At 63.8% G+C, this 24,551-nt stretch carries 22 protein-coding genes and 1 tRNA gene; 20 read left to right on the top strand and 3 right to left on the bottom strand.

Annotated features, from left to right (window positions below):
• The first annotated feature begins 31 nt into the window (after nt 1-31).
• On the top strand, nt 32-457 hold the full coding sequence (locus CPI83_RS26425; protein ID WP_070796560.1) for a MarR family transcriptional regulator: 426 nt from the start codon (nt 32-34) through the stop codon (nt 455-457).
• A gap of 37 nt (nt 458-494) precedes the next feature.
• Here the strand turns inward: CPI83_RS26425 and acs are convergent, their stop codons facing one another.
• Nucleotides 495-2,426: an acetate--CoA ligase gene (gene acs / locus CPI83_RS26420; RefSeq protein WP_029254340.1), complete on the bottom strand. Its 1,932-nt coding sequence runs from the start codon at nt 2,424-2,426 to the stop codon at nt 495-497.
• Between the two features lie 364 nt (nt 2,427-2,790).
• Here acs and CPI83_RS26415 point away from each other — a divergent pair, with 364 nt between their 5' ends.
• The 5 genes from CPI83_RS26415 (at nt 2,791) to CPI83_RS26395 (ending at nt 8,944) form a co-directional block, all read left to right on the top strand.
• A complete protein-coding gene (locus CPI83_RS26415; RefSeq protein WP_097388257.1) occupies nt 2,791-4,407 on the top strand; it encodes an ABC transporter substrate-binding protein in 1,617 nt (538 codons plus the stop codon).
• Nucleotides 4,408-4,532: 125 nt separating this feature from the next.
• Nucleotides 4,533-5,459, top strand: a complete 927-nt coding sequence (locus CPI83_RS26410; RefSeq protein WP_019746637.1) for an ABC transporter permease — start codon at nt 4,533-4,535, stop codon at nt 5,457-5,459.
• The gene (locus tag CPI83_RS26405) at nt 5,452-6,408 is read left to right on the top strand and encodes an ABC transporter permease (protein ID WP_019746638.1); all 957 of its coding nucleotides are present in this window, start codon (nt 5,452-5,454) and stop codon (nt 6,406-6,408) included. Before CPI83_RS26410 ends, CPI83_RS26405 begins: the two co-directional genes overlap by 8 nt.
• 5 nt (nt 6,409-6,413) lie before the next feature.
• A complete protein-coding gene (locus CPI83_RS26400; RefSeq protein ID WP_020968270.1) occupies nt 6,414-8,138 on the top strand; it encodes an ABC transporter ATP-binding protein in 1,725 nt (574 codons plus the stop codon).
• A gap of 56 nt (nt 8,139-8,194) precedes the next feature.
• Entirely contained in the window at nt 8,195-8,944 is a 750-nt protein-coding gene (locus tag CPI83_RS26395) for a hypothetical protein (protein WP_020905979.1), read from the top strand.
• A gap of 390 nt (nt 8,945-9,334) precedes the next feature.
• Here CPI83_RS26395 and CPI83_RS26390 read toward each other — a convergent pair whose 3' ends face one another.
• A complete protein-coding gene (locus tag CPI83_RS26390; RefSeq protein WP_019746641.1) occupies nt 9,335-10,153 on the bottom strand; it encodes an HAD-IB family hydrolase in 819 nt (272 codons plus the stop codon).
• Between the two features lie 312 nt (nt 10,154-10,465).
• Between CPI83_RS26390 and ssd the strand changes: the two genes are divergently transcribed.
• The 7 genes from ssd to CPI83_RS26355 all read left to right on the top strand — a co-directional run bounded on the left by ssd (nt 10,466) and on the right by CPI83_RS26355 (nt 15,079).
• Nucleotides 10,466-11,560: a septum site-determining protein Ssd gene (gene ssd, locus CPI83_RS26385; protein WP_019746642.1), complete on the top strand. Its 1,095-nt coding sequence runs from the start codon at nt 10,466-10,468 to the stop codon at nt 11,558-11,560.
• Nucleotides 11,557-12,738, top strand: coding sequence for a TadA family conjugal transfer-associated ATPase (locus CPI83_RS26380; protein WP_092765749.1), 1,182 nt, complete (start codon nt 11,557-11,559; stop codon nt 12,736-12,738). The genes ssd and CPI83_RS26380 overlap by 4 nt, the downstream gene beginning before the upstream one ends.
• Complete coding sequence (locus CPI83_RS26375) at nt 12,735-13,523, top strand: type II secretion system F family protein (protein ID WP_097387959.1); 789 nt, start codon at nt 12,735-12,737, stop codon at nt 13,521-13,523. Before CPI83_RS26380 ends, CPI83_RS26375 begins: the two co-directional genes overlap by 4 nt.
• On the top strand, nt 13,520-14,104 hold the full coding sequence (locus CPI83_RS26370) for a type II secretion system F family protein (RefSeq protein ID WP_060939215.1): 585 nt from the start codon (nt 13,520-13,522) through the stop codon (nt 14,102-14,104). Before CPI83_RS26375 ends, CPI83_RS26370 begins: the two co-directional genes overlap by 4 nt.
• 65 nt (nt 14,105-14,169) lie before the next feature.
• The gene (locus tag CPI83_RS26365; protein ID WP_042446719.1) at nt 14,170-14,373 is read left to right on the top strand and encodes a DUF4244 domain-containing protein; all 204 of its coding nucleotides are present in this window, start codon (nt 14,170-14,172) and stop codon (nt 14,371-14,373) included.
• A complete protein-coding gene (locus tag CPI83_RS26360) occupies nt 14,373-14,732 on the top strand; it encodes a TadE family type IV pilus minor pilin (protein ID WP_097387958.1) in 360 nt (119 codons plus the stop codon). Before CPI83_RS26365 ends, CPI83_RS26360 begins: the two co-directional genes overlap by 1 nt.
• Nucleotides 14,729-15,079, top strand: a complete 351-nt coding sequence (locus CPI83_RS26355; RefSeq protein WP_019746648.1) for an Rv3654c family TadE-like protein — start codon at nt 14,729-14,731, stop codon at nt 15,077-15,079. Before CPI83_RS26360 ends, CPI83_RS26355 begins: the two co-directional genes overlap by 4 nt.
• A 7-nt stretch (nt 15,080-15,086) precedes the next feature.
• Here CPI83_RS26355 and CPI83_RS26350 read toward each other — a convergent pair whose 3' ends face one another.
• Entirely contained in the window at nt 15,087-17,375 is a 2,289-nt protein-coding gene (locus CPI83_RS26350) for a DEAD/DEAH box helicase (protein WP_097388256.1), read from the bottom strand.
• 456 nt (nt 17,376-17,831) lie between these two features.
• Here CPI83_RS26350 and CPI83_RS26345 point away from each other — a divergent pair, with 456 nt between their 5' ends.
• The 7 genes from CPI83_RS26345 (at nt 17,832) to CPI83_RS26315 (ending at nt 24,442) form a co-directional block, all read left to right on the top strand.
• Nucleotides 17,832-18,035 (top strand): cold-shock protein, encoded by a 204-nt coding sequence (locus tag CPI83_RS26345; protein WP_003946117.1) that lies wholly within the window; start codon nt 17,832-17,834, stop codon nt 18,033-18,035.
• Between the two features lie 183 nt (nt 18,036-18,218).
• The gene (locus CPI83_RS26340) at nt 18,219-18,803 is read left to right on the top strand and encodes a hypothetical protein (RefSeq protein WP_003946106.1); all 585 of its coding nucleotides are present in this window, start codon (nt 18,219-18,221) and stop codon (nt 18,801-18,803) included.
• A gap of 192 nt (nt 18,804-18,995) precedes the next feature.
• Nucleotides 18,996-21,932, top strand: coding sequence for a type I DNA topoisomerase (gene topA / locus CPI83_RS26335; RefSeq protein WP_097387957.1), 2,937 nt, complete (start codon nt 18,996-18,998; stop codon nt 21,930-21,932).
• Nucleotides 21,933-21,965: 33 nt separating this feature from the next.
• Nucleotides 21,966-23,195, top strand: coding sequence for a DNA polymerase III subunit delta' (locus CPI83_RS26330; protein ID WP_019746652.1), 1,230 nt, complete (start codon nt 21,966-21,968; stop codon nt 23,193-23,195).
• A 30-nt stretch (nt 23,196-23,225) separates the two neighbouring features.
• A tRNA-Thr gene (locus CPI83_RS26325) sits at nt 23,226-23,298 on the top strand.
• Between the two features lie 121 nt (nt 23,299-23,419).
• Complete coding sequence (locus CPI83_RS26320; RefSeq protein WP_030535670.1) at nt 23,420-23,989, top strand: RDD family protein; 570 nt, start codon at nt 23,420-23,422, stop codon at nt 23,987-23,989.
• A gap of 30 nt (nt 23,990-24,019) precedes the next feature.
• On the top strand, nt 24,020-24,442 hold the full coding sequence (locus CPI83_RS26315) for a DUF2752 domain-containing protein (RefSeq protein WP_021342697.1): 423 nt from the start codon (nt 24,020-24,022) through the stop codon (nt 24,440-24,442).
• Nucleotides 24,443-24,551 lie beyond the last annotated feature (109 nt).

Here is a 24,551-nt window from a genome sequence, read left to right as displayed (position 1 = left end):
TGTGAAGTACGCAACAGCGGGGGAGCGATCAGTGGGAAAAAGTGACTCCGGAATTCTTGACGCGTCGCTGACGACCACGCTGGTCCGAGCGGCTCGAATGGCCGCGGCAGCGGCGGAGAAGACGCTGGCGGCTGAGAATCTCACTCTCGATCACTGGATGACGCTCGAAGCCCTGGCGTCGACCGAGGGGCTGACGATGGCTGAGTTGCGCGATCGGACGGGTACGCCGGCTCCGACGCTGACGCGAGTTGCGGACAAGTTGGTCTCGCTTGCGCTGATCTATCGGGAGGTCGGTGAGGACGATCGCCGGAAGGTGCGCGTATTTCTCTCCTCGCGCGGAAAGTCTCTGCACAAGCGGGTTGCCGCAGACATTCGCGTGGCCGAGGAGTCTTGGCTGACGTCGAAAGAGGAAGTGAAGTTGCGAGAGGGGCTCCGCCCCTGTGCGCCTTTCCGGTAGTGGGGACTACCAAAAAGGCGCACAGGGGCCGCTGGCCTTACTTGCCGCGGATTGCGTCGAATACCTTGGGGTCGACCAGGGTTGAGGTGTCTCCGAGGTCGCGGCCTTCGGCGACGTCGCGCAGGAGGCGGCGCATGATCTTGCCGGATCGGGTTTTCGGCAGTTCCGGCACGATCGTGATCTGACGGGGCTTGGCGATGGGGCTGATGTCGGTGGAGACCTGAGCCTTGAGCTCGGCGATGAGGACCTCGCCCGTGTTTTCGACGCCTTCGCGCAGGATGACGAACGCGACGATGCCCTGTCCGGTGGTCTCGTCCGCGGCACCGACGACGGCGGCTTCGGCGACTCCGTGATGGTTGACCAGTGCTGATTCCACCTCGGAGGTGGAGATGCGGTGACCGGAGACGTTCATGACGTCGTCGACGCGGCCGAGGACCCAGAGGGCGCCGTCGTCGTCGTACTTGGCGCCGTCACCGGCGAAGTACCAGCCTTCCTCGGCGTAGCGGGACCAGTAGGTGTCGCGGTAGCGGTCCATGTCGCCCCAGATGCCGCGGAGCATCGCCGGCCACGGCTCGTCGAGGACGAGGTAACCGTTGCCGCCGGGGCCGAGGGGCTTGGCGTCGTCGTCGACGATCTTCGCGGAAATGCCCGGCAGTGGTGCCATCGCGGATCCGGGCTTGGTGGCGGTGATACCGGGCAGCGGGGAGATCATGATCGCGCCGGTCTCGGTCTGCCACCAGGTGTCGACGATGGGAGCCTTGTTGCCGCCGATGACGTCGCGGAACCAGCGCCACGCTTCGGGGTTGATGGGCTCGCCCACAGATCCGAGCAAGCGGATCGAGGACAGGTCGTGGGCGTCGGGGATTTCCCGGCCCCACTTCATGAACGTCCGCACGAGGGTGGGTGCGGTGTAGTAGATGGAGACGCCGTACTTCTCGATGATGTCGAAGTGGCGGTGCTCGTTCGGGGAGTTGGGGGTGCCTTCGTAGACGACCTGGGTGACACCGTTGGAGAGGGGGCCGTAGACGATGTAGGAGTGTCCGGTGACCCAGCCGATGTCGGCGGTGCACCAGTAGACGTCTTGTCCCGCTTTGTGATCGAAGACGTTGTGGTGGGTGTACGACGCCTGGGTGAGGTAGCCGCCGGAGGTGTGGATGATGCCCTTGGGCTTACCGGTGGTGCCGGAGGTGTAGAGGATGAACAGGGGATGTTCGGCGTCGAAGGCCTGCGCTTCGTGCTCGGGCGAGGCCTGCGCGACGGTCTCGTGCCACCACAGGTCGCGGCCGTCGGTCCACTCGACGTCGATGCCGGTCCGGTTGACCACCAACACGTTCTGGACGGAGTCGGCGCCGGCGACGGATTCGTCGACCGCTGTTTTGATGGGTGCTGCGGCGCCGCGTCGCCACTGGCCGTCGACGGTGACGACGAGCTTGGCTTGGGCGTCGTCGATGCGTGAGCGCAGGGCGGTGGCGGAGAATCCGGCGAAGACGACCGAGTGGGTCAGGCCGAGGCGGGCGCAGGCGAGCATGGTGACGATCGCTTCGGGGATCATCGGCATGTAGATCGCGACGCGGTCACCGGCGACGAGTCCGAGGTCGGTGAAAGTGTTTGCGGCGCGGCTGACTTCGGCGAGGAGGTCGTTGTAGGTCAGGTCGCGGCTGTCGCCGGGTTCGCCTTCGAAGTGGATGGCGACGCGGTCGCCGTTGCCGGCGAGGACGTGGCGGTCGACGCAGTTGTAGGCGACGTTGAGCTTGCCGCCGACGAACCACTTGGCGACGGGGGCGTCGGTCCAGTCGAGGACGTCGGTCCATTTCTCGTGCCAGTGAAGGCGCTCAGCCTGATTCGCCCAGAAAGCGAGGCGGTCGGTATCTGCGGCAGCCTGCAACTCCGGTCCCGCGTTGGCGGCCGCAGCGAACTCTGCGCTCGGCGGATATGCCTGGGGGACGTCTGTTTCGGCTGCGCTTGTCATGGCTGACGGCCTTCTTTCCACATTGATCGACACTTTTCTGACTCCGTGTGAGGGTAGTCACAAGCTCGCTCAAACGCACCGTTGCATCACGTTGCAACCCGTTGTCCTGCGACGATCGGTCGAATCGATGCGACGGGTGGTCACTTCCGCCGACGAATGAATGTGCCCGAATTCAATTACCCCCAATTTTCCAACAATGGGTGCGGTGCGCGCTTCGGGTTCGATGTGTCTATTGTCAAACCATTATTCGACCGCAACTCGAAGTCACGTTCACTTTCAGTTGTAGGCGACACGACGCCGGCAGTTACGGCTGTCGGCAGGCCGCGAGCATGCTCGGGGTCACTTAGATGTGGAAGGAATTCCTTTGCGTATCTCACGCATAGCGACCGGCGCGGTCGCGCTCGGAATGACGGCAGTGCTGATCACGGCATGTTCGTCCGGCGATTCGTCGGGCGGATCGTCCAGTGGCGTCGTCAACGCCTGGGCGGGCGAGCCTCAGAACCCGTTGATCCCCACGAACACGAGTGAGAACATGGGCGGCCGCGTCCTCGACTCGCTGTTCTCCGGTCTCGTTTCGTACACCGCAGACGGCGGTACGGAGAACGAGGTTGCCGAGTCCATCGAGAGCACCGACGGTCAGAACTTCACCGTCAAGCTCAAGGACGGTTGGACCTTCACGGACGGCACCCCCGTCACCGCGAAGTCGTTCGTCGACGCGTGGAACTACGGAGCCCTCTCCACCAACGCTCAGCTTCAGGCATCGTTCTTCGATCCGATCAGGGGCTACGACGAAGTTGCCGCCGAGGTTCCGACGGCACAGACCATGTCGGGTCTGAAGGTCGTGGACGACTCCACCTTCACCATCGAACTCAAGCAGCCCGAGTCGGCGTTCCCCGATCGCCTCGGCTTCACGGCGTACTACCCGCTGCCCGAGGTCGCGTTCAAGGACATGACCGCCTTCGGTGAGAACCCGATCGGCAACGGCCCGTACAAGCTCGACGGAACCGGCGCGTGGCAGCACAACGTCCGCATCGACACCGTCGTGAACCCGGACTACAACGGCAACCGTAAGCCGAAGAACGCCGGCGTCGACTTCATCATGTACAACAGCCTCGACACGGCGTACACCGATCTCCTGGCCAACAACGTCGACGTTCTCGACCAGGTTCCGCCGAGCGCCGTCACGACCTTCGAGTCGGACCTGCCCGGACGCACCGTCAACCAGCCGTCGGCAACCATCGAGACGTTCACGATCCCGGGTCGCCTGCCGCACTTCAGCGGCGAAGAGGGCATGCTCCGCCGTCAGGCGATCTCGATGGCGATCAACCGCGATCAGATCACCCAGCAGATCTTCAACAAGACCAGGACGCCTGCACTCGACTTCACCAGCCCCGCAATCAAGGGCTGGAACGACTCGCTGACCGGTAACAGCAACGTGAAGTTCGATCCCGAGGCGGCCAAGGCTGCTTGGGCCAAGGCCGACGCCATCGCACCGTGGTCCGGCAGCTTCGAGATCGCCTACAACTCCGACGGCGGACACCAGGAATGGGTCGATGCCACGGCGAACAGCATCCGCAACACCCTCGGTATCGACGCGAAGGGCAAGCAGTACGCCACCTTCGCTCAGATCCGCACCGAAGCCACCGACCGCACCATCCAGAGCTCTTTCCGCTCCGGTTGGCAGGGCGACTACCCGCAGCAGTACGGCTTCCTGGCGCAGAACTACCAGACCGGCGGCAGCTCCAACGACGGTGACTACTCCAACCCCGAGTTCGACCGCCTCCTGCGCGAATCGGCCGGCCAGACCGATCAGGCGAAGGCTCAGGAACTGCTCGATCAGGCCCAGGAAGTCCTGCTCAAGGACCTGCCCGCAGTTCCGACGTGGTACCGCAACGCTGCCAGTGGATGGTCGGAGAACGTTTCCAACGTGACCATCAGCTGGAACGGTGTTCCGGTCTACGAAGACATCGAAAAGAACTGACGCGTAGAACGATCCGCATCTGAAACGTGAGTTCGGGGCGGCAGGCGCCCTGCCTGCCGTCCCGAACTCGTGTTCACACCGGACTGTCCGCTGACGTACACGATCATCGACAAGGAGGTGATCCGATGCTCTGGTACATCGGTCGCCGAGTGCTTCAAATGATCCCGGTTTTTCTCGGGGCCACTCTTCTGATCTACGCCATGGTCTTCCTGCTTCCCGGTGATCCGATTGCCGCGTTGGCGGGCGACAAGGCGCTCAGTCCGGCTGTGGCAGCACAGCTTCGGGAGCGCTACCACCTCGATCTCCCCTTCTATCAGCAGTACCTGCTGTACCTGAAGGGCATCTTCACGCTGGACTTCGGCACGTCGTTCTCCGGACGACCTGTCAGTGAAGTTCTGGCACAGGCATTTCCGATCACGATGAAACTTGCCTTCATGGCACTGATCGTCGAGACGGTCTTCGGTGTCGGCTTCGGCCTCATCGCGGGCCTGCGTAAGGGCGGATTCTTCGACAGCACCGTCCTGCTGTTCAGCCTCGTTCTCATCGCCATCCCGATCTTCGTGATCGGCTTCCTGGCTCAGTTCTTCATCGGCGTCAAATGGGGCATCGTCCCGCCGACGGTCGGTGGCAACACCAGCTTCACCAATCTCCTGCTCCCTGCCCTGGTTCTCGGTTCGGTCTCGTTTGCGTACGTACTGCGACTGACCCGAACGTCCGTGGCGGAGAATCTGACTGCCGATTACGTCCGCACCGCTACCGCCAAGGGACTTTCCCGTGGACGAGTGGTTCGCGTGCACGTGTTGCGCAACTCGCTGATCCCCGTGGTCACGTTCCTGGGTGCCGACCTCGCGACGTTGATGGGCGGCGCCATCGTCACCGAGGGCATCTTCAACATCAACGGCGTCGGTGGCACGATCTACCAGGCCGTGACCAGAGGTGAAGCGCCGACGGTGGTTTCGTTCGTCACCATCCTGATCGTGATCTACCTGATCGCGAATCTGCTCGTCGACCTCTTGTACGCCGCGCTCGATCCGAGGATCCGCTATGTCTGAGACCGTGAAGACCGGACGCGCAGTCCGGCAAAGTCATTTCGTGGCACCGCCCGAAGTTGCGGCACCGGGGGAGACGGACGCCGTCAAACTCGATCAGGCGCCGACGAGCATGTGGACCGATGCGTGGCGCGACCTACGCAAGCGCCCCCTGTTCATCATCTCGACGATCATCATCCTCGCGGTCATCGTCATCGCAGCGTTTCCGAGCTTGTTCACGAGCACCGATCCGCGGTTCTGCGACCTGACCTACAGCATGCAGGGGCCGACCTCAGGGCACTGGTTCGGTTTCGACCGCCAGGGCTGTGACGTGTACTCGCGCACCATCTACGGTGCTCGCGCATCCGTACTCGTGGGCGTCGGTGTCACGGCGTCGGTGCTGGTGATCGGCGTGATCTTCGGTGCGCTGTCCGGTTTCTACGGCGGATGGACCGATTCGATCCTCTCCCGTGTCGCCGACATCTTCTTCGGCATCCCGCTGATCCTGGCTGCCATCGTCCTGATGCAGCTGTTCACCGATCGCACCATCTGGACCGTCGTCGGCGTGCTGGCGCTCTTCGGCTGGCCGCAGATGGCAAGAATCGCTCGAGGCGCGGTGATCTCGGCGAAGAACAACGATTACGTCATGGCCTCGGAAGCGTTGGGTGTCTCGAAGCTCAAGACACTGATCCGCCACGTCATCCCGAACTCGTTGGCGCCCATCATCGTGGTCGCCACCATCTCGCTCGGTACGTACATCGTTGCCGAGGCGACGCTGTCCTTCCTCGGTATCGGTCTTCCGTCCACCGAGGTTTCGTGGGGCGGCGACATCAGCAACGCTCAGGTGACGCTGCGTCAGGGTTCGACCATTCTGTTCTACCCGGCAACGGCTTTGGCGATCACCGTTCTCGGATTCATCATGATGGGTGACGCTCTGCGCGACGCCCTCGATCCCAAGTCGCGGAAGCGGTGAGCACGATGACCACCAAGGAAACTCTCACCTCGGAGGAAACTCCGTTGCTCGAGATTCGTGATCTCGAGGTGTCTTTCCAGTCCAATTCCGGTCCGGTTCCGGCAGTTCGAGGCGTCAGCCTGACCGTCTACCCGGGTCAGACTGTCGCGATCGTCGGCGAATCGGGTTCGGGTAAGTCCACTACCGCCCACTCGATCATCAATCTGCTTCCCGGCACCGGCAAGGTGACGGCAGGCGAGATCATCTTCGACGGCAAGGACATCTCGAAGGTCTCGGAGAAGGACTTCGTCCACATCCGGGGAAGCCAGATCGGTTTGGTTCCGCAGGACCCGATGTCGAATCTGAATCCCGTGTGGAAAGTGGGCTTCCAGATCGAGGAAGCACTGGCCGCCAACGGGATCGCCAAGGGCAAGGCAGCCAAGGTTCGGGCTGCGGAACTGCTCGAGGAGGCAGGACTCGCGGAGGCCGAGAGCCGGTTGGGGCAGTACCCGCACGAGTTCTCGGGCGGTATGCGTCAGCGCGCACTCATCGCGATCGGGTTGTCCGCTCGTCCGAAGCTCCTGATCGCGGACGAGCCGACGTCGGCGCTCGACGTCACGGTCCAGCGTCAGATCCTCGATCACCTAGACGGTCTGACAACGGAACTCGGCACCGCCGTTCTGCTCATCACTCACGATCTGGGCTTGGCCGCCGAGCGCGCCGAGCATCTGATCGTGATGAGCAAGGGTCGTATCGTCGAATCCGGTCCGGCGCTGGAGATTCTGAAGCGCCCGCAGCATCCGTACACGCAGAAGCTGGTCGCTGCTGCGCCGTCGTTGGCGTCGAAGCGGCTCAGCTCGTCGGTGGCGCGCGCCGAGATTCGCGAACAGGCGGAAGAGGTCGCCGAAGCGGTCAAGGCCGAGGAAAGTGCGGCAGAGTCCTTCGGCAAGGCGACCGACGACGTTCTTGTCGTCGATCATCTGACCAAGGTGTTCAAGCTGCGCAAGGGTTTCCGCAAGACCACCGACTTCACCGCCGTGAACGACGTGTCCTTCAAGGTCCGCCGCGGAACCACGACTGCAATCGTCGGCGAATCGGGTTCCGGTAAGTCGACGGTCGCGCAGATGGTTCTCGGTTTGCTCGAGCCCACCGCAGGCAACGTGGTCTTCGACGGTCAGGACGTGTCCAAACTCGGTGCGAAGGAAACCTTTGCGTTCCGTCGTCGCGTGCAGCCGATCTTCCAGAACCCTTACGGCACGCTCGACCCGATGTACTCGATCTACCGCACGATCGAAGAGCCGCTGCGTACCCACAAGGTCGGGACCAAAGCAGAACGGGAGGCTCGCGTCCGCGAACTTCTCGACAAGGTCGGTCTGCCTCAGTCGGTCATGCGACGGTTCCCGAACGAGCTCTCCGGCGGACAGCGTCAGCGCGTCGCAATTGCGCGAGCGTTGGCACTGCAACCGGAGGTCGTGATCTGCGACGAGGCGGTCTCCGCTCTTGACGTGCTCGTGCAGGATCAGATCTTGACCCTGCTCAACGACCTGCAGGCAGAGTTCGGGTTGACGTACCTCTTCATCACGCACGACCTGGCCGTGGTTCGCCAGATCGCGGACAACGTGTTGGTGATGTCGCGTGGCTCGATCGTCGAATCGGCACCGATCGACGACGTGTTCGGCAATCCGCAACAGGACTACACCCGCAAGTTGCTCGACGCGATTCCCGGCGGGTCCATCACGCTGGGAAGCTGACGCAACAGGTAGGTAGGCAAGTCCGCAGAGGGGCTGCAAGGGTACCGTCGTTGATCGTGACGGACCCCTTGCAGCCCCTCGTCGATCTTCCAGGCGTACGCGCCGCCGCCGATCATGCGCGCGACGCTCTGGGTGAGGTTCATCGGCACAAGACCAACCGTCGCGGTTGGCCCACCACTGCCGCCGAAGCCGCGGTTCGCGCTGCGCGAGCTTCCGCATCGCTGGCCGGTGGCACCACCGAATTGCCGGCCGAGGGCATGGCCGGTGATCCGATTCTCGCGGGTGCTCTGCGCGTGGCTCAGGCTCTGGACGGCGACAGTCTTCCCCTCATGGAGTCGACGTGGAAGCGCGCCCCGCTGCAGGCTTTGGCCCGGCTGCACCTGCTGGCCGCGGCAGACCTCGTCGAGGACGCGGATCAACTGGGGCGGCCACGGTCGGATCGCGGAGTGGGGGAGCGGTTGGACGCTCTCGCGCAACTCGTTACCGGCGGAACCAGTGCACCGGCGCCGGTTCTGGCGGCCGTCGTGCACGGAGAACTCTTGGCGCTGAGCCCGTTCGGCACCGCTGACGGCATTGTTGCACGTGCGGCTTCGCGTCTGGTTGCGGTCTCGTCCGGGTTGGATCCGCACAATCTGGGAGTCCCCGAGGTCAGTTGGCTTCGGCGGCCGCAGGCGTACACGGACGGCGCGGCTGGATTCGCTTCGGGAAATCCAGCGGGTGTCGGCAGTTGGGTGATCTTGTGCTGCGGAGCTCTCGAAGCCGGTGCGCGAGAAGCGACTTCGATCGCCGACGCGGCGACTGGATAGTCTGCAACAGGGCGGGGCCGGCACATAACGAACGGGCGGCGCTGCCGATAAATCGACTTCGCCGCCCGTCACCACGGACTACTCGTTACCAAGCGTGCTCGGTGGGTTGTGTGGGTGGCCTCGGCGAGGGATCGCACTTTCTGAGGTCGTCCCCGCAACCGGTGCGGGGTCCTCGCTCAAATTGAACGAATCTCGCAGGCCCACAACGCTTCTGCCCTTATAGTGGCTTGTGCTCCGCGTGGGTGCCCTAGTGCCCGTGCTAGGAATTTCGGTTGGGGAAACGGTCCTTCTCTTCCGAGCCGTTCCTGGCCTTCCGTTCTTCCGTAACTCCTTTGTACCCTGTGTCCGGGCTCACAGCAAGTACCAATTTTTGTTTGTGGGCATTGGATTTCAGCGTTTCCGACGCAGTAGCCCGAAGGTCATGGCGCCGGCCACCAGAGCTGCGATTCCCACCGCTGCAGTTGTGGCGACCGTCGTCGTGGACTGGGCTGACAATCGCGCGCGAAGCGAGACCGGGTTCGAGAAAGTCAGTATGGGCCAACCGTTTACGGCCGCTTCCTTGCGTAATGCACGATCGGGGTTGACTGCGGTGGGATGTCCGACCGCCTCGAGCATGGGCAAATCGGTTACCGAGTCGGAGTAGGCGTAACTGGCGGCGAGGTCGTAGCCGTATTCCGCGGCGAGTTTTTCCATCGCCTCGACCTTGCCCGGACCGTAGCAGTAGAAGTCGACCTCGCCGGTGTAGTGGCCGTCTTCTTCCCTCATCGACGTCGCCACGGAATGGGTGGCGCCGAGGGCGCGGGCGATCGGCGCGACGATTTCCTCGCCCGACGCCGACACCACGATGACGTCGTGTCCACGCAGCTTGTGATCTGCGATCAGATCGGCCGCCTCGGCAAAGACGAGTGGGTCGACGATGTCGTGCAGAGTCTCCGCGACGATGGCCTTCACCTGTTCCACGTCCCAGCCCGCGCACATCGCAGTCAGGTGCTCGCGCATGCGCTCCATCTGATCGTGATCGGCGCCGGACAGAAGAAACAGGAATTGCGCATAGCTGCTCTTGAGAACCGAGCGTCGATTGATCAGACCCTGGGCGAAGAATGGCTTGCTGAACGCCAGGGTGCTCGACTTCGCGATGATCGTTTTGTCCAAATCGAAGAAAGCGGCTGTCCGCCCGGTATTCAGTCCGTTCGCAGGCTTGTCGGTCACAGGAATGAGGATAGTCCGACAGGCGGTTCGTGTGCTCCTCGGCAAGCGTCCTCTTTCGGCGAAAAACAGCAGTTCAGTGCAGCTCAGGCTTGCATTTCTCGCCAATGGCGGGTGTAAGATCGTTGCTGTTCGATTCGTTCGAACTAGTTCAGCCCGACCCCCCGGGGCTGAACTCAGACGGCCCCCGCCTCCTCCCCCCATTGGCGGGGGTCGTCCTCTGTCTCAGGCCTGTTTCTCCACAACTTCCCAGTTGTCCACAGGCTCTCTCGACCCACTGTTTTCGGTGCCGGTGCTCGTTCAGGCTCTGCAGTCATGAACACGACGATCAACTCTCGGGAAACCGGGGCTCCCATTCTGGTTCTCGTCGACGACGCGAAGGTCCTCGCGAGCGTGCGACGCGTCGCTGCCGCGGTGGACCGCCGTCTGGACGAGGCCGAGCATCCCGTTTCCCGGCAACAGTGGAACCGGGCCTCGGCGGTCGTGTTGGACGCGTCGGCTGCGCGGGATGCTCTGGCTCGTTCCCCTAAACGAACGCGAGTGTTCCTCGTGTGCGACGGCACACCGACCGTCGACGACTGGAAGAGCGCCACCGCGATCGGAGCCGACAGCGTTCTGTCCCTGCCGGAAGAGGAGAACGCGTTGGTCGCAGTTCTGGCCGACCACGTAGACGTGAGTGGTGACGGCACCGTCGTGAGCGTGGTGGGTGGTTGTGGCGGCGGCGGAGCCTCGGCAACTGCGGCGGCTGTCGCGTTGACGTCGGCGGCACGTCACGTCCCGACGTTACTGGTGGACGTCGACGCCCTCGGCTCCGGCGCTGATGTGCTGTTGGGCATCGAGACGACCCCCGGATTGCGTTGGGGTGCACTGACCGTCGAGGGCGGGCGGTTGGCCCCGGATGCGCTGCGCGATGCCCTGCCGGCAAAGGGAAAGTTCTTGAGGGTTCTGGCGAGCAGTCGCCGCGAGATCGACGGTCCGACAGTGACCGCCGTTCGCGCCGTGCTGGACGCAGGTCGCAGTTCCGGCGGACTCGTGGTCTGCGACGTGCCACGTCATCCCAGCGAGGTAGGTCAGGCCGCGTTGGAGATGTCGGATTTGGTTCTCGTGGTGGTTCCGGCCACCGTGGCTGCGTGCGTCGCTGCCGAGAAGGTCGGAGCCTGGGTGGTGCGACACAACTCCAATGTCGGGCTCGTCGTGCGTGGGCCGGCGCCGGGAGGCCTACGCGGCGCCGATGTGGCAGACATGCTCGGCCTGCCGCTGACGGCCGTGATGCGCGGCCACCGCTCGCTGGCGCCGATGCTCGAGCGCGGTGGCCTCGAATTGACCCGAGGTTGTCCGCTGAGTGCGGTGGCAACAGCGGTACTCGACGCCGTCGAATCCGGCGCACGCCCGCGCAGGGCTGCGGCATGAGTGCGTTGGTCACGACAGAACTGCTCGACCGAGTTCGCGAGCGGCTGACGGCGTCGTCGGTCGCCGAGCCGACGGCGGCCACCGTTGCCGACGCCGTGCGAGCCGAGTCCTCCGGCGTTCTGGCGGACACGGATCTGTTGGAGGTCGTCAGGGTGCTCCAGACGGAACTGACAGGCGCAGGGCCGCTCGAACCACTGCTGCACGAACCCGGTGTCGCCGACGTACTGGTGACCGCGCCGGATCAGGTCTGGGTGGACCGCGGGGTCGGCCTCGAAAGGTCAGGGGTGCGGTTCACCGACGAGGCAGCCGTGCGTCGACTGGCGCAGCGGTTGGCACTGTCGGCAGGTCGACGCCTCGACGACGCCCAACCGTGGGTCGACGGCCGTCTGCGGGGCGTCGGCGACGGGCACTTCGGGGTACGACTTCATGCCGTACTCGCACCGGTGGCCCAGGGCGGAACCTGCGTGTCACTGCGAGTGCTGCGGCCCGCAACACAGGGTCTCGACGCGCTGTGTGCTCACGGCGCCGTGGAACCGGACGCGCGCGAACTCCTCGATCGCATCATCTCGTGCCGCTTGGCCTTCCTGGTGATCGGCGGGACCGGCGCGGGAAAGACCACGTTGTTGTCCGCCATGCTCGGCGCCGTCGACCCGCGCGAGCGAATCGTCTGCGTCGAGGACGCGGCCGAACTAGCGCCGCCGCATCCGCACGTCGTCCGCCTCGTCGCCAGGGCTCCCAACGTCGAGGGCGTCGGAGAGGTGACGGTGCGCGATCTGGTTCGGCAGGCACTGCGGATGCGTCCCGATCGCATCGTCGTCGGTGAGGTCCGCGGTGCAGAGGTGACGGATCTGCTCACGGCGATGAACACCGGCCACGACGGCGGCGCCGGCACCGTTCACGCCAATTCGCCCGAAGAGGTGCCGGCCAGACTCGAGGCGTTGGCTGCGCTCGGCGGTATGGATCGCCACGCGTTGCACAGTCAACTTGCCGCGGCAGTTCAAGTGATCCTGCACGTGCACCGGTTGGCCGACGGATCGAGGCGTCTCGAACAGATCGGCGTCATCGATCGCGGTGCGGACGGATACGTACAAATCATGCAGGCATGGCCGGACGGCGGTTCGGGTCGTGAGCGGCTCGAGCGGATGTTCCGGCTTCGCAATCGAGAGGTCGGGACGTGACAGTTTCCTTCCTGGTCCTCGCGTTGGCGGTCTCGATTGCGCCGGTGCGGGATTCACGTGCTCGGCTCGCTACGTACGCCCCGAGCATCCGCAAGCCCTCCCGGCAGATTCCGTGGCAGTTGGTCGCCGCATTTTTCGCGGTGTCGGCTGCATGGGTTCTCGGAGGCTTGTCGGCAGGATGCGCGGCGGTCGTCCTCGCCGGAACCTTGATCTTTCGTGGGCGCCGCGCGAAGGCGGCCGAAAACCGGGACCTCTCACAGAAGATGCTGCTCTCCGGTCTGGAGGTGCTGATCGCCGAGCTGAGCGTCGGCGCGCATCCTGCAGTTGCCAGTTCTGTTGCAGGCGAGGAATGTAGCGGCGAAGTAAGTGCGGTGTTCCGGTCCGCTGGGGCCAGGGCGCGTCTCGGTGGTTCTGCCGCGGCGGCCTTCGCGGTACCGGATTCGTGCATCGAGCGTGAGTTCTTCCGTATCGGATCCGTCTGGCGGGTCGCAGACCAACACGGTCTGGCTCTGGCTGAACTACTCGGCGCCGTCCGGACGGACATGTTGGGGCGTAGACGCTTTCGTCAGCGCACCGAGGCCGGGTTGGCGGGCGCTCGGGCGACGGCTGCGGTGCTGGCTTTTCTACCGCTGCTGGGGATCGGCCTCGGCCAGTTGATGGGGGCGTCGCCTCTGCGCGTGCTGTTCGGAGGTGGGCTCGGCGGCGTGCTGCTCGTGATCGGAACTGCCTGTGTCTCAGCTGGTTTGCTCTGGACCGACCGGATAACTGCGAAGGTCACGTCGTGAGTTGGGCATCCGTGGCGATGATCGCGTTGGCGCTCGCGATCATTCCCGCTCGCCGCGGCGCTTCGGCCAGGGCGGCAGAAATTCTGTTCGCGGACACAACAACAGAAAATTCGGTTTCAGCCCCGGACAAGCCGGATCCGCTCGCGGTTGCCGCAAGTCTCGACCTTCTCGGGGCCTGCCTGCGAGCGGGGCTTCCCGTCTCCGCCGCGATCACAGCGATGGCGTCGACGGCACCGAAACCGATGGCCGACACGCTCAGTCGCGTCGCCGACCTTCTCGCGCTCGGTGCCGACCCTGACGCCGCGTGGAGCGAAGCCGCGCTCGATCCCGATACCGAGGCGCTCGCCAGAATGGCTCGGCGTTCCGCCCGTTCGGGTTCGTCGCTGTCCTCGTCCATGGCAGAACTCGCCGAGCGCAGTCGAGGTGACGCCGAGGATCTGGCTGCTGCCGCGGCCGAACGTGCGGGAGTGCTGATCAGCGGTCCACTCGGACTGTGTTTCCTGCCGGCGTTCATCGCCCTGGGCATCGTCCCGGTGGTGATCGGGCTTGCCACGACTGTGCTCGGTAACGGCCTGTTGTGAGCCGGATCCGTATGAAAGCTCCTGTGGCAGAGATGCTGCCACAGGTTTCGATTGAAGGGGGAGAAATGATTTCGAAGACGCTCAGGACGGTGTCGGCCAGATTTGCGCTGTTGGTAACGGAGGACGACGGTATGTCTACCGCGGAGTATGCGATCGGCACGATTGCGGCCGCCGCATTCGGTGCCGTCCTGTACACGGTTGTCACCGGCGACTCCATTGTCTCGGCGCTGACGGGCATCATCGACAAGGCACTCAAGACAGCTGTGTGATGTTGTCCACGAGAGGTATTCGGCAAGCCGACGACGGCGCCGTGACGGTCGAGGCCGCGATTGCTCTGGCTTCGATCGTCACGGTGGTCGTGCTGTGTATCGGTGGTGTCCTCGCGGTGTCGATGCAGGTTCGGTGTGTCGACGCCGCTCGTGAGGCCGCGCGGTTGGTGGCACGTGGTGATCGTGAGTCTGCGGTCGCCACGGCCCGCCGGATCGCACCCCAAGATGCGTCGATCTCGGTGGAGATCGTTGACGGCTTTGCCGTTGCCGTTGTCAGCGCCGAGATTACGTTGCTGCCGTTGGTCGACATTTCTTCCGAGGCGGTGGCAGCTGTGGAGTCAGGGGTGGAAGAGGGGTGAACCTACGTGACGACGAAGGTGTTGCCACGGTTCTGGCGTGCTGCGTTCTGGCAGCGATCGTGATGGTGACTGGTGGGATGCTGCATGTCGGGTCCGCGGTGGTGGCCCGGCACACTGCTCAGTCGGCCGCTGATCTTTCGGCTCTCGGCGGTGCGGGCGCCTTGGACGGAGGTGAGGCGTCTGCGTGTGCGAAGTCCGCGGCGATCGCGGAGCGTATGCGTACGGTGCTCGCGGAATGTGAGGTGCAGGGGTGGGATGTAGTTGTCGAGATACGTGCACCGGTGTTGTTGTCGGGCTTCGGGATCGGCGACGCGCAGGCCTACGCTCGTGCGGGTCCGATCGGCTGATCGTGTCTCAGCTGATCGTATCGATGACGGCGGTCAGAACCTTGACCGCGCCGTCTTTGTCGAGTGGGTCGTTTCCGTTGCCGCACTTGGGTGAATAGACGCAGGACGGGCATCCGTGAGCGCACTCGCAGGAGAGTATGGCGTCGCGCGTCGCGGTGAGCCACCGTGACAGTTCGCTGTGCCCCCGGTCGGCGAACCCGGCGCCGCCGGCGTGACCGTCGTAGACGAAGACGGTCGGGAGTCCGGTGTCCGCGTGCATCGCCGTCGATACGCCGCCGATGTCTCCGCGGTCGCAGATCGCCACCAGTGGCAGCAGGCCGATCGCGGCATGTTCGGCGGCATGCAGTGATCCGGGGAACCGTTCGGGCGGCACCCCGATGGATTCGAGTAGTTCCGGCGTGACCGTGTACATCACTGCCCTGGTGGGCAAAGTGTGTGCGGGCATGTCGAGTTCGATCGAGTCGAGGACTTCACCCGAAGTCAACCGTCGTAGGTACCCGACGACTTGATGTGTCACCTCGACCTGGACGAGAGCGACGGCGATGTCGCCGTAGTTCTTGTGCTCGAGTTGTTCGGTGATCGTGATTTCGGTGGTCTCGCGGGCCGAGGTGGTCCAGTCCGGATTCTCGGTGTGTACCAATGCGAGTCCGACGTCGAGGTCCAGTTCATCGACGACATAGGTCTCGCCTTGATGAATGTGCACGGCACCGGGATGAACTGTGGCGGGAGCGCGGCCCGCGTCAACAGTACCCAGCATCCGGCCGGATTCACCGTCGACAATGGCCACCTGAGTTCCGATACCGCCGCGAATGTCCAAAGAGCCGTGGGGGTTCGAATCGGCGGTGACGAACCATCCGTGCTTTCGGCGCCGGATCTTGCCTTCCTCCGACAGCCTGGTCAGAACCTCGAGAGCCCCGAAAGCGTCGACCTCGGCATCGGAAAGTGGGAGTTCCATTGCAGCGCAGAGAAGTTGTGGTCCCAGGACGTACGGATTTCCGGGATCTGTCACCGTCGCCTCGACGGGTTTGTCGAGTACCGCCGACGGATGGTGAACGAGGTAGGTGTCGAGTGGATCGTCGCGGGCGATCAACACGACGAGTGAACCCTCGCCGCGTCGCCCGGAGCGACCGGCCTGCTGCCAGAACGAGGCAACGGTCCCCGGGAAGCCTGCCACGACAACGGCGTCGAGGCCTGCGATGTCGACGCCGAGCTCCAGCGCGTTGGTGGTGGCTGCGCCCAGCAGCGTGCCGTCGGCGAGCGCAGCTTCCAGTTCGCGACGGTCCTCGGCCAGATATCCGGCGCGATACGACGCGACTCGCTCGGCGAGGTCCGGGTCCACCTCGGCGAGTAGACGTTTGGTGGCCATCGCGGTCAGTTCGGCACCGCGGCGGGAGCGGACGAAGGTGAGAGTACGGGCGCCCTCGATCATGAGGTCAGCCATGATCCGCGCTGCTTCCGCGCCCGCGGGACGTCGTACCGGGCTACCGTTTTCGCCGGTCAATGCCTCGAGTAGCGGCGGCTCCCACAGTGCGACGGTGCGTGGGCCGTGAGGCGATCCGTCTTCCGTGACCTCGCTGCAGTGTGCGCCGATGAGCCGCGAGGCCGCTGCGCCGGGATCTGCCGTGGTCGCGCTGGCCAGGATGAAGGTAGGTTCGGCGCCGTAGCGCGCTGCAATCCTGCGAAGTCGCCGGATCACGAGCGCGACGTTGGATCCGAAGACTCCCCTGTAGGAGTGGCATTCGTCGATGATCACGTATTTCAGGTTGCGGAAGAAGTGCGCCCATCGCTGATGGGTGCGGAGCAGCGAAATGTGGATCATGTCGGGGTTGGTGAAGAGCCAGCGTGAGTTCTCGCGTGCCCAGGTGCGGAGTTCCTGCGAGGTGTCGCCGTCGTACGCACTGGCGTTCGTGCTGCGAAGTTCGACGTCGAAGTCGGTGAGGGACAGCACTGCTCGCAGTTGATCCGAGCCCAGCGCTTTGGTGGGGGAGAGGTACAGGGCAGTTGCGAGCGGATCGGTCGCCATGGCCGTCAGCACCGGGAGTTGGTATGCCAGTGACTTACCCGACGCCGTACCGGTGGCCACGACCACGTGTTTTCCCTCGTGAGCAAGGTCGGCGGCCTCACTCTGGTGGATCCACGGGGACCGCACGCTGTGCTCGGCGAGCGCGCGTACGACGCTGGGGTGCACCCACTCCGGCCATTCGGTGAACTCGGCTACGCGAGCAGGCAACTGCGCGGTGAACATCAGTGGTTTTTCGCTTCCACTGACCCCGGCGACGACGCGATCGAGCAGCATCTGCCCGTAGGTGTCGCCAGGCTTCCCTCCCGGGGCGGGGATCGGGGAAGGTGCGTTCACGTGACTCTCCGGGCTCGGCGTTGGGGTGTGGCGGCAATCGGAAACTGTCGCTACCTGCAGTTTTGATGATACGCAACGGCCGGCGGTCTTGGTGGAACCGGGTGGTCGGCGCGCAAGCGGGAAGCCACGATCGTGGGCCGTTTTTCTCGTAGCGAACTTTTAACGTTTTTAGTTCCCTTTTCGACTGTTGTGCACGCGGAGAACATGGTTGACTGACAATCGGTCGCAGCTTCTGTGTTCGTAGGCTTGAGAAAGTGCACGCTCGCAGGATCGTTGTTGCGGGCGCGGTGCTCTGCCTTTCCTGAGGGGGAAATAAAGACGTACAGCGGTCGGAACCGGCCCGGTGGACTGTAAGGGCTGTTCACCGAATCCGGTGTTAGAAAGAGAAGGAAAAGCATGGCACAGGGCACTGTGAAGTGGTTCAACGCTGAAAAGGGCTTCGGCTTCATCGCTCCCGAAGACGGTTCCGCAGACGTCTTCGTTCACTACTCCGAAATTCAGGGCAACGGCTTCCGTACCCTCGAGGAGAACCAGCGTGTGGAGTTCGAGGTCGGCCAGGGCACCAAGGGTCCCCAGGCTACCGGCGTTCGCGCGGTCTGATTTTTCCGCTCACTCGCTGAGCGATTAGTTCGGACAGTATTTGTCCCCCATCGCATCCGTGCGGTGGGGGACAAATCTTTTCGGGCTGAGCCAGTCTTTCTCTGTCCGAGGTAATGCACGCAGCTGTTCGACCACGGCCGGTCGTCTATGCCGTCAGTACCTTCGTGGCTTACGTTTCACTCTGTGAGCCAACTGTCCTTTTTCTCTGCCGAGTCGATTCCACCTGCCGTGACGGACCTCGCCGGAATGCTGGCCGGACCGGGTCAGGTCGTGACCTCGGAGGACCGTGCCCGGATCTCGATCGTCGTGGATCGGGACTGGAGAGCGCAGGCCGTTGCCGAGTTGATCGCGCAGTGCGGACTCGGGGCCGAGGTGACGCGTAGTGAAGAAGGCAGCCCATTGGTCCGCACTCAGTCGACGCCCGCACTCCTTCCGCTGTCCGTGCAGTGGACCAAGGGAGCTGTGAAGGCGGTGCCGGTCGGTTGGGTACCGAACTCCCGCCAACTCCGGGTGTGGGCCGTCGCGGCCGGCAGGCTCGAAGAAGGCGGCGAGCGATTCGTGTTCGGCCTCGACCCCCATGCCAAGGAGACGCACGCACCGCTGGCTCAGGCCTTGATGCGGGTTGGTATCGCGCCGACTCAACTGGGTAACCGGACACCGGGCCCGGGGCTCCGTGTGTCGGGAAAGAAGAGACTGACAAAGCTCGTCGAATACCTCGGTGAGGCGCCGAAACACGTCGACACTTCGGTCGCCTGGCCGCACGTCTGACAGTGCTCTTGCCTCGCGTCCGACGGTGCTCATGCCGCGTGTCCGACGGAGCCCATACTGTACTGATCTGCACGAATGTCTTGCGGGTATGTCACTCTGTAAAGAGAGACACGGGGTATAACTTGCTCCACACGTCTAGTTCTGAAGATCTGCCGACGGCAGTGAACGTCCAAAGGAAGGCTCGGGCAGCAGGTGGCTAAAGCGGACAACGGCAGCGGTCAGGGAGCGTCCGGTAACCCTCGTCGCCTCGTGATCGTCGAGTCACCGACCAAGGCGCGCAAAATCGCTCCCTACCTCGGTAAGGACTACGTCGTAGAGGCATCGGTCGGTCACATTCGCGACCTGCCGCGCGGCGCAGCAGACGTTCCGGCCAAGTACAAGGGCGAGTCATGGGCCCGTCTCGGCGTCAACGTCGATCACGACTTCGAGCCGCTCTATGTCGTGAGCCCGGAAAAGAAGGGCAAGGTCGCCGAACTCAAGTCTCTGTTGAAGGACGCCGACGAGCTCTTCCTCGCAACTGACCCCGACCGCGAGGGCGAGGCAATCGCCTGGCATCTCCTCGAGACTCTCAAGCCCAAGATTCCGGTTCGTCGAATGGTCTTCCACGAGATCACCGAGCCGGCAATCCGTGCTGCCGCCGAAGACACCCGCGAACTCGACACCGACCTCGTCGATGCTCAGGAAACCCGCCGCATCCTCGACCGTCTCTACGGTTACGAGGTCAGCCCGGTTCTCTGGAAGAAGGTCATGCCGAAGCTCTCGGCCGGCCGCGTCCAGTCGGTGGCCACTCGCGTCATCGTCCAGCGTGAACGCGAGCGCATGGCGTTCAAGTCGGCGTCGTACTGGGACATTTCCGCGACACTCGACGCCGGTGCGGAGGCCAGCCCGCGTAGTTTCGGTGCTCGCCTGGTCTCCGTCGACGGTTCGCGTGTCGCCTCCGGCCGTGATTTCGGAGCTGACGGAAAGCTCAAGGGCAGCGCAGTCACCGTGCTCGACGAGGCGTACGCGCGTCGTCTCGCGGAAGCGTTGCAGGGCGTCGACCTCACGGTTTCCTCCGCCGAGGACAAGCCATACACGCGCAAGCCTTACCCGCCGTTCATGACGTCGACTCTCCAGCAGGAAGCCGGACGCAAACTTCGTTTCACGTCCGAGCGCGCCATGCGTATCGCGCAGCGTCTGTACGAAAACGGCTACATCACCTATATGCGTACCGACTCGACGACGCTCTCGGAGTCGGCGATTGCAGCCGCTCGAGCGCAGGCCACCGAGTTGTACGGTCCGGAATACGTGCATCCGACGCCGCGTCAGTACACCCGCAAGGTCAAGAACGCGCAGGAAGCGCACGAGGCGATCCGCCCCGCCGGCGACGTGTTCCAGACCCCGGGTCAGCTGCACTCCAAGCTCGATTCCGACGAGTTCAAGCTGTACGAACTGATCTGGCAGCGGACCGTCGCTTCGCAGATGGCCGACGCCCGCGGTACGACGCTGACGCTCCGCATCTCCGGCACGGCAGGCACCGGCGAGGACTGCACGTTCTCCGCTTCGGGTCGCACCATCGTGTTCGCCGGCTTCCTCAAGGCTTACGTCGAAAGTGTCGACGAAGAAGCCGGCGGTCAGTCCGACGACGCCGAATCCAGGCTTCCGGTACTGGTCAAGGGCCAGGAAGTCACGGCCACCAAGCTCGATCCGGACGGGCACAGCACCAACCCGCCCGCTCGCTACACAGAAGCCAGCCTGATCAAGACGCTCGAAGAACTCGGCATCGGCCGTCCTTCGACCTACTCGTCGATCATCAAGACCATCCTCGATCGCGGATACGTCTACAAACGTGGCAGCGCGCTGGTTCCGTCCTGGGTGGCGTTTGCCGTCATCGGACTGCTCGAGGTGCACTTCGGCCGGCTGGTCGACTTCGACTTCACGGCAGGAATGGAAGACGATCTCGACGCGATCGCCGGCGGTCGTGAGCAGCGTGGCAACTGGCTGAGCAGCTTCTACTTCGGCGGCGAGACAGGCGCAGAGGGATCGGTCGCCCGCGAGGGCGGGCTGAAGAAGATGGTCGGTGTCAACCTCGAGGAGATCGACGCTCGCGAGGTCAACTCCATCCGTCTCTTCGACGACGCCGAGGGCCGCGAGGTTCACGTGCGCGTCGGCCGGTTCGGCCCGTATCTCGAGCGCATGGTTCAGAACCCGGACGATCCCGAAGGCGATCTGATCTCGCAGCGGGCAAATCTTCCCGACGACCTGCCGCCGGACGAGCTCACTCCCGAGTACGCCGAGAATCTGTTCTCGACGCCTCAAGAGGGCCGCAAGCTGGGCGTCGACCCACTGACGGGCCACGAGATCGTCGCGAAGGAAGGCCGCTTCGGTCCCTACGTGACCGAGATCCTGCCCGAACCGCCGGCCGAGCCGGAACCGGACATCGTTCCCGTCTCCGCTCCCGAGCCGGAAGAAATCAGTTCGGGCAGTACCAAGACTGCGGTGAAGAAGGCCGCAGCCAAGAAGGCACCCGCGAAGAAGGCTGCCAAGAAGGTCGCGGGCCCCAAGCCGCGGACGGGATCGCTGCTCAAGTCCATGGATTTGGCGACGATCACCTTGGAAGATGCGCTTCGTCTGCTGTCGCTTCCGCGCGTCGTGGGTGTCGACCCCGAATCCAAGGAAGAGATCACCGCGCAGAACGGCCGTTACGGCCCGTACCTGAAGAAGGGCACGGATTCACGCTCGCTCGCCAACGAAGAGCAGATGTTCACCGTCACGCTCGACGAGGCCCTCAAGATCTACGCCGAGCCGAAGCGTCGTGGGCGTCAGGCGTCGGCAACGCCTCCGTTGCGTGAGTTGGGCGTCGATCCGGTCAGCGAGAAGCCGATGGTGATCAAGGACGGCCGTTTCGGTCCGTACGTCACCGACGGCGAGACCAACGCCAGCCTCCGCAAGGACGACGACGTCGAATCCATTTCTGATGCTCGTGCGTCGGAGTTGCTGGCTGATCGTCGTGCGCGCGGCCCGGTCAAGAAGAAGGCTGCTGCCAAGAAGGCTCCGGCAAAGAAGGCCGCTGCCAAGAAAACAGCCGCAAAAAAGGCCCCGGCCAAGAAGGCTGCCGCCAAGAAGGCTCCCGCGAAGAAGGACTCGTAAGGCTTCGTCGGTGCCGACGGTTAGGGTTTTTGCATGAGTACTGAAGTGGCCGAACGAGGTGTGTTCGGTCGGCTGGTGGGTCAGCACGACGTCGAGCAGAGCCTGCGTGATGCTGCGCTGTCGGCTCGTGGCGATTCCAGCGGCTCGGAGATGACCCACGCGTGGCTCTTCACCGGGCCACCCGGCTCTGGTCGTTCGGTTGCTGCTCTCTGCTTCGCCGCAGCCCTGCAATGCACCTCCGACGGTGCACCAGGGTGCGGTGAGTGTCATGCGTGTACGACGACGATGGGTGGAACCCACGGTGACGTACGACGGATCATCCCCGACGGCCTGAGCATCAGCGTCAAAGGCATGCGCGAGATAGTCAACATCGCTTCGCGTCGGCCGACGACGGGGCGGTGGCAGGTCATCGTGGTCGAGGATGCCGATCGTTTGACCGAAGGCGCAGCCAACGCCCTGCTGAAGGTTGTCGAGGAGCCACCGGACCGCACGGTCATCCTGCTCTGCGCGCCGACGACCGATCCGGAAGACATGTCTGTCACCCTCCGTTCGCGGTGTAGGCACATGCCGTTGGTGACGCCGTCCGTCGAATCGATCGCCCAGGTACTGATCGACCGCGACGGGCTGGATCCGGAGCGAGCGAGAATCGCCGCATCGATCAGCGGCGGACATGTCGGTCGGGCGCGGCGCCTCGCCACTGACGAGAGCGCGCGGGACGAGCGTCAGCGTTCGCTTCGGCTAGCCGCAGACGCGATCGGTGCTTCGACGGCGTACAAGGCCGCAGAGAACTTGGTGAAGTCGATCGAGGCTGACACCAAGGCGTTCTACGCCGAACTCAAGGAACAGGAACTCGAGGAGCTCAAGGTCTCCTTGGGTGGTGGTGGAACCGGCAAGGGAACAGCCGGGACTCTGCGCGGATCGGCTGGTCTGATCAAGGACCTCGAAGCGCGTCAGAAATCGCGCGACACCCGGGCCCGCCGCGATCTTCTCGACCGGACGCTGATCGACCTGGCCGGCATGTACCGGGACGCGCTTTCCTATTCGCTGGGGTCGACGTCGACGGCGACCCATCCCGACATGGCTCGGCAGGCCGCCGAGTTGGCTGCACGCACGTCCCCGGAGGGGTTGCTCAAGTGCATCGAAGCGGTGCTCGAATGCCGCGAGGCCGTCGACTTCAACGTCAAGTTGCAGTGGGCGCTCGATGCGATGGTTGCCTCCATCGGAGCCGCTTTCCGACCCCCGTTTTCGCGATCCGGGGGTTGACCAGATAGACTCGCCACCGCCGAAAGGCACGCTGCCTTAGCTCAGTCGGTAGAGCATTTCACTCGTAATGAAAAGGTCGAGAGTTCGATTCTCTCAGGCAGCTCGGCCAAGAGCCCCACACCCGGAAATCCGGATGTGGGGCTCTTGTCGTTAGTTCCCAATTCTTGCGTATGTGCGGTTTATCCTGAGTTCGGCGAACACGTGCCTGAACAGGGGAGACCTCGATGTCGGATCAGAACTGGGGACCAGGCCATCCATCGCAGAATCAGCCGCCGTACGGGCAGATGCCGCCGATGCCGCCGCAGGGTTTTCAGCCGCCGACGCCCGCCTATCCGTACGCAAGCTGGATCTCTCGGGTGCTCGCGTCAATTCTCGACGGCTTTGTCGTTCCGCTCCCCGGCGTCATCCTCGCGGGCATCGGAGCAGTGATCGCGTTCTCCGGATCCGAAGTGACCACATACGACGACGGCAGCGTGAGCGCTGAAGGCGGTAATCCGGTCGGGGTGATCGTCATGGTCGTCGGCATACTGGCGATCTTCTTGATCGAGGTGTGGAATCTCGTCTTCAGGCAAGGGAACACCGGACAGACGCTCGGCAAGAAGTGGCTGGGAATTTCGGTGATTCGGGAGTCCGACGGTGTGCCTCTCGGCCCGGTGATGGCGCTGCTTCGTTGGATCATGATGGCGATCCTGGGTGGCGCCTGCTTCCTCAACTATCTCTGGCCGCTCTGGGACTCGAAGCACCAGTGCTGGCACGACATGGTGGTCCGGTCGGTAGTCGTTCGCGCGCGCTAGTCGCTGCCGAGGTCTCTTACAGTGGGTGTCATGGAGTTGGAAGTGGTCGCAAGTCGACGACGCGCGCTGGCCGCACCCGTCGGTGTTGCTGCAGTGGCGGTGACGGCCGCCGCGGTACTCCACTTCCGTGATCCCCACAGTGCGGGTAGTTACGGCGTTTGTCCGATGTACGCGTTGACGGGATTGTGGTGCCCGGCGTGTGGTGGCCTTCGTGCGGTCAATGACCTGACTAATCTGGATGTTGGCGCCGCAGTGTCCAGCAATGTCTTGATCGTGCCGTTTGTCGCGGTGTTGGTGATCGCGTGGATCGGTTGGACAGTGCGCCGTTGGAAAGGCACGCGGGATCGCATGATCGTGCTTCGGCCGACTGTGACGATCGTGGTGCTCGGAGTTCTCGTTGCATTTACGGTTGTTCGAAACACCCCGTGGGGGAGCTGGCTCGCGCCGGCGTGACGGTAAGAGGTCGACATGGCACTGCAGGTTTTTTCGCTCATCGTTCTGCTCGGCGCGCTGATCATCCTGATTCCGACGGCACGACGTGTCTTCGGCAAGAAGGACGACG

Origin of the sequence: Rhodococcus sp. H-CA8f (assembly GCF_002501585.1) — a bacterium.
In the GTDB taxonomy this organism is placed as follows: Bacteria; Actinomycetota; Actinomycetes; order Mycobacteriales; family Mycobacteriaceae; genus Rhodococcus_F; species Rhodococcus_F erythropolis.
The sequence above is the reverse complement of the archived record's forward strand: the minus strand, read 5'-3'. Positions and strand labels throughout refer to the sequence as shown.

Coding starts and splice junctions, on each gene's coding strand:
- acs (WP_029254340.1), bottom strand. CDS start 2,426: ATGACAAGCGCAGCCGAAACAGACGTCCCCCAGGCATATCCGCCGAGC.
- CPI83_RS26410 (WP_019746637.1), top strand. CDS start 4,533: ATGCTCTGGTACATCGGTCGCCGAGTGCTTCAAATGATCCCGGTTTTT.
- CPI83_RS26405 (WP_019746638.1), top strand. CDS start 5,452: ATGTCTGAGACCGTGAAGACCGGACGCGCAGTCCGGCAAAGTCATTTC.
- CPI83_RS26400 (WP_020968270.1), top strand. CDS start 6,414: ATGACCACCAAGGAAACTCTCACCTCGGAGGAAACTCCGTTGCTCGAG.
- ssd (WP_019746642.1), top strand. CDS start 10,466: ATGAACACGACGATCAACTCTCGGGAAACCGGGGCTCCCATTCTGGTT.
- CPI83_RS26380 (WP_092765749.1), top strand. CDS start 11,557: ATGAGTGCGTTGGTCACGACAGAACTGCTCGACCGAGTTCGCGAGCGG.
- CPI83_RS26365 (WP_042446719.1), top strand. CDS start 14,170: ATGATTTCGAAGACGCTCAGGACGGTGTCGGCCAGATTTGCGCTGTTG.
- CPI83_RS26360 (WP_097387958.1), top strand. CDS start 14,373: ATGTTGTCCACGAGAGGTATTCGGCAAGCCGACGACGGCGCCGTGACG.
- CPI83_RS26350 (WP_097388256.1), bottom strand. CDS start 17,375: ATGCTGCTCGATCGCGTCGTCGCCGGGGTCAGTGGAAGCGAAAAACCA.
- CPI83_RS26345 (WP_003946117.1), top strand. CDS start 17,832: ATGGCACAGGGCACTGTGAAGTGGTTCAACGCTGAAAAGGGCTTCGGC.
- CPI83_RS26330 (WP_019746652.1), top strand. CDS start 21,966: ATGAGTACTGAAGTGGCCGAACGAGGTGTGTTCGGTCGGCTGGTGGGT.
- CPI83_RS26320 (WP_030535670.1), top strand. CDS start 23,420: ATGTCGGATCAGAACTGGGGACCAGGCCATCCATCGCAGAATCAGCCG.
- CPI83_RS26315 (WP_021342697.1), top strand. CDS start 24,020: ATGGAGTTGGAAGTGGTCGCAAGTCGACGACGCGCGCTGGCCGCACCC.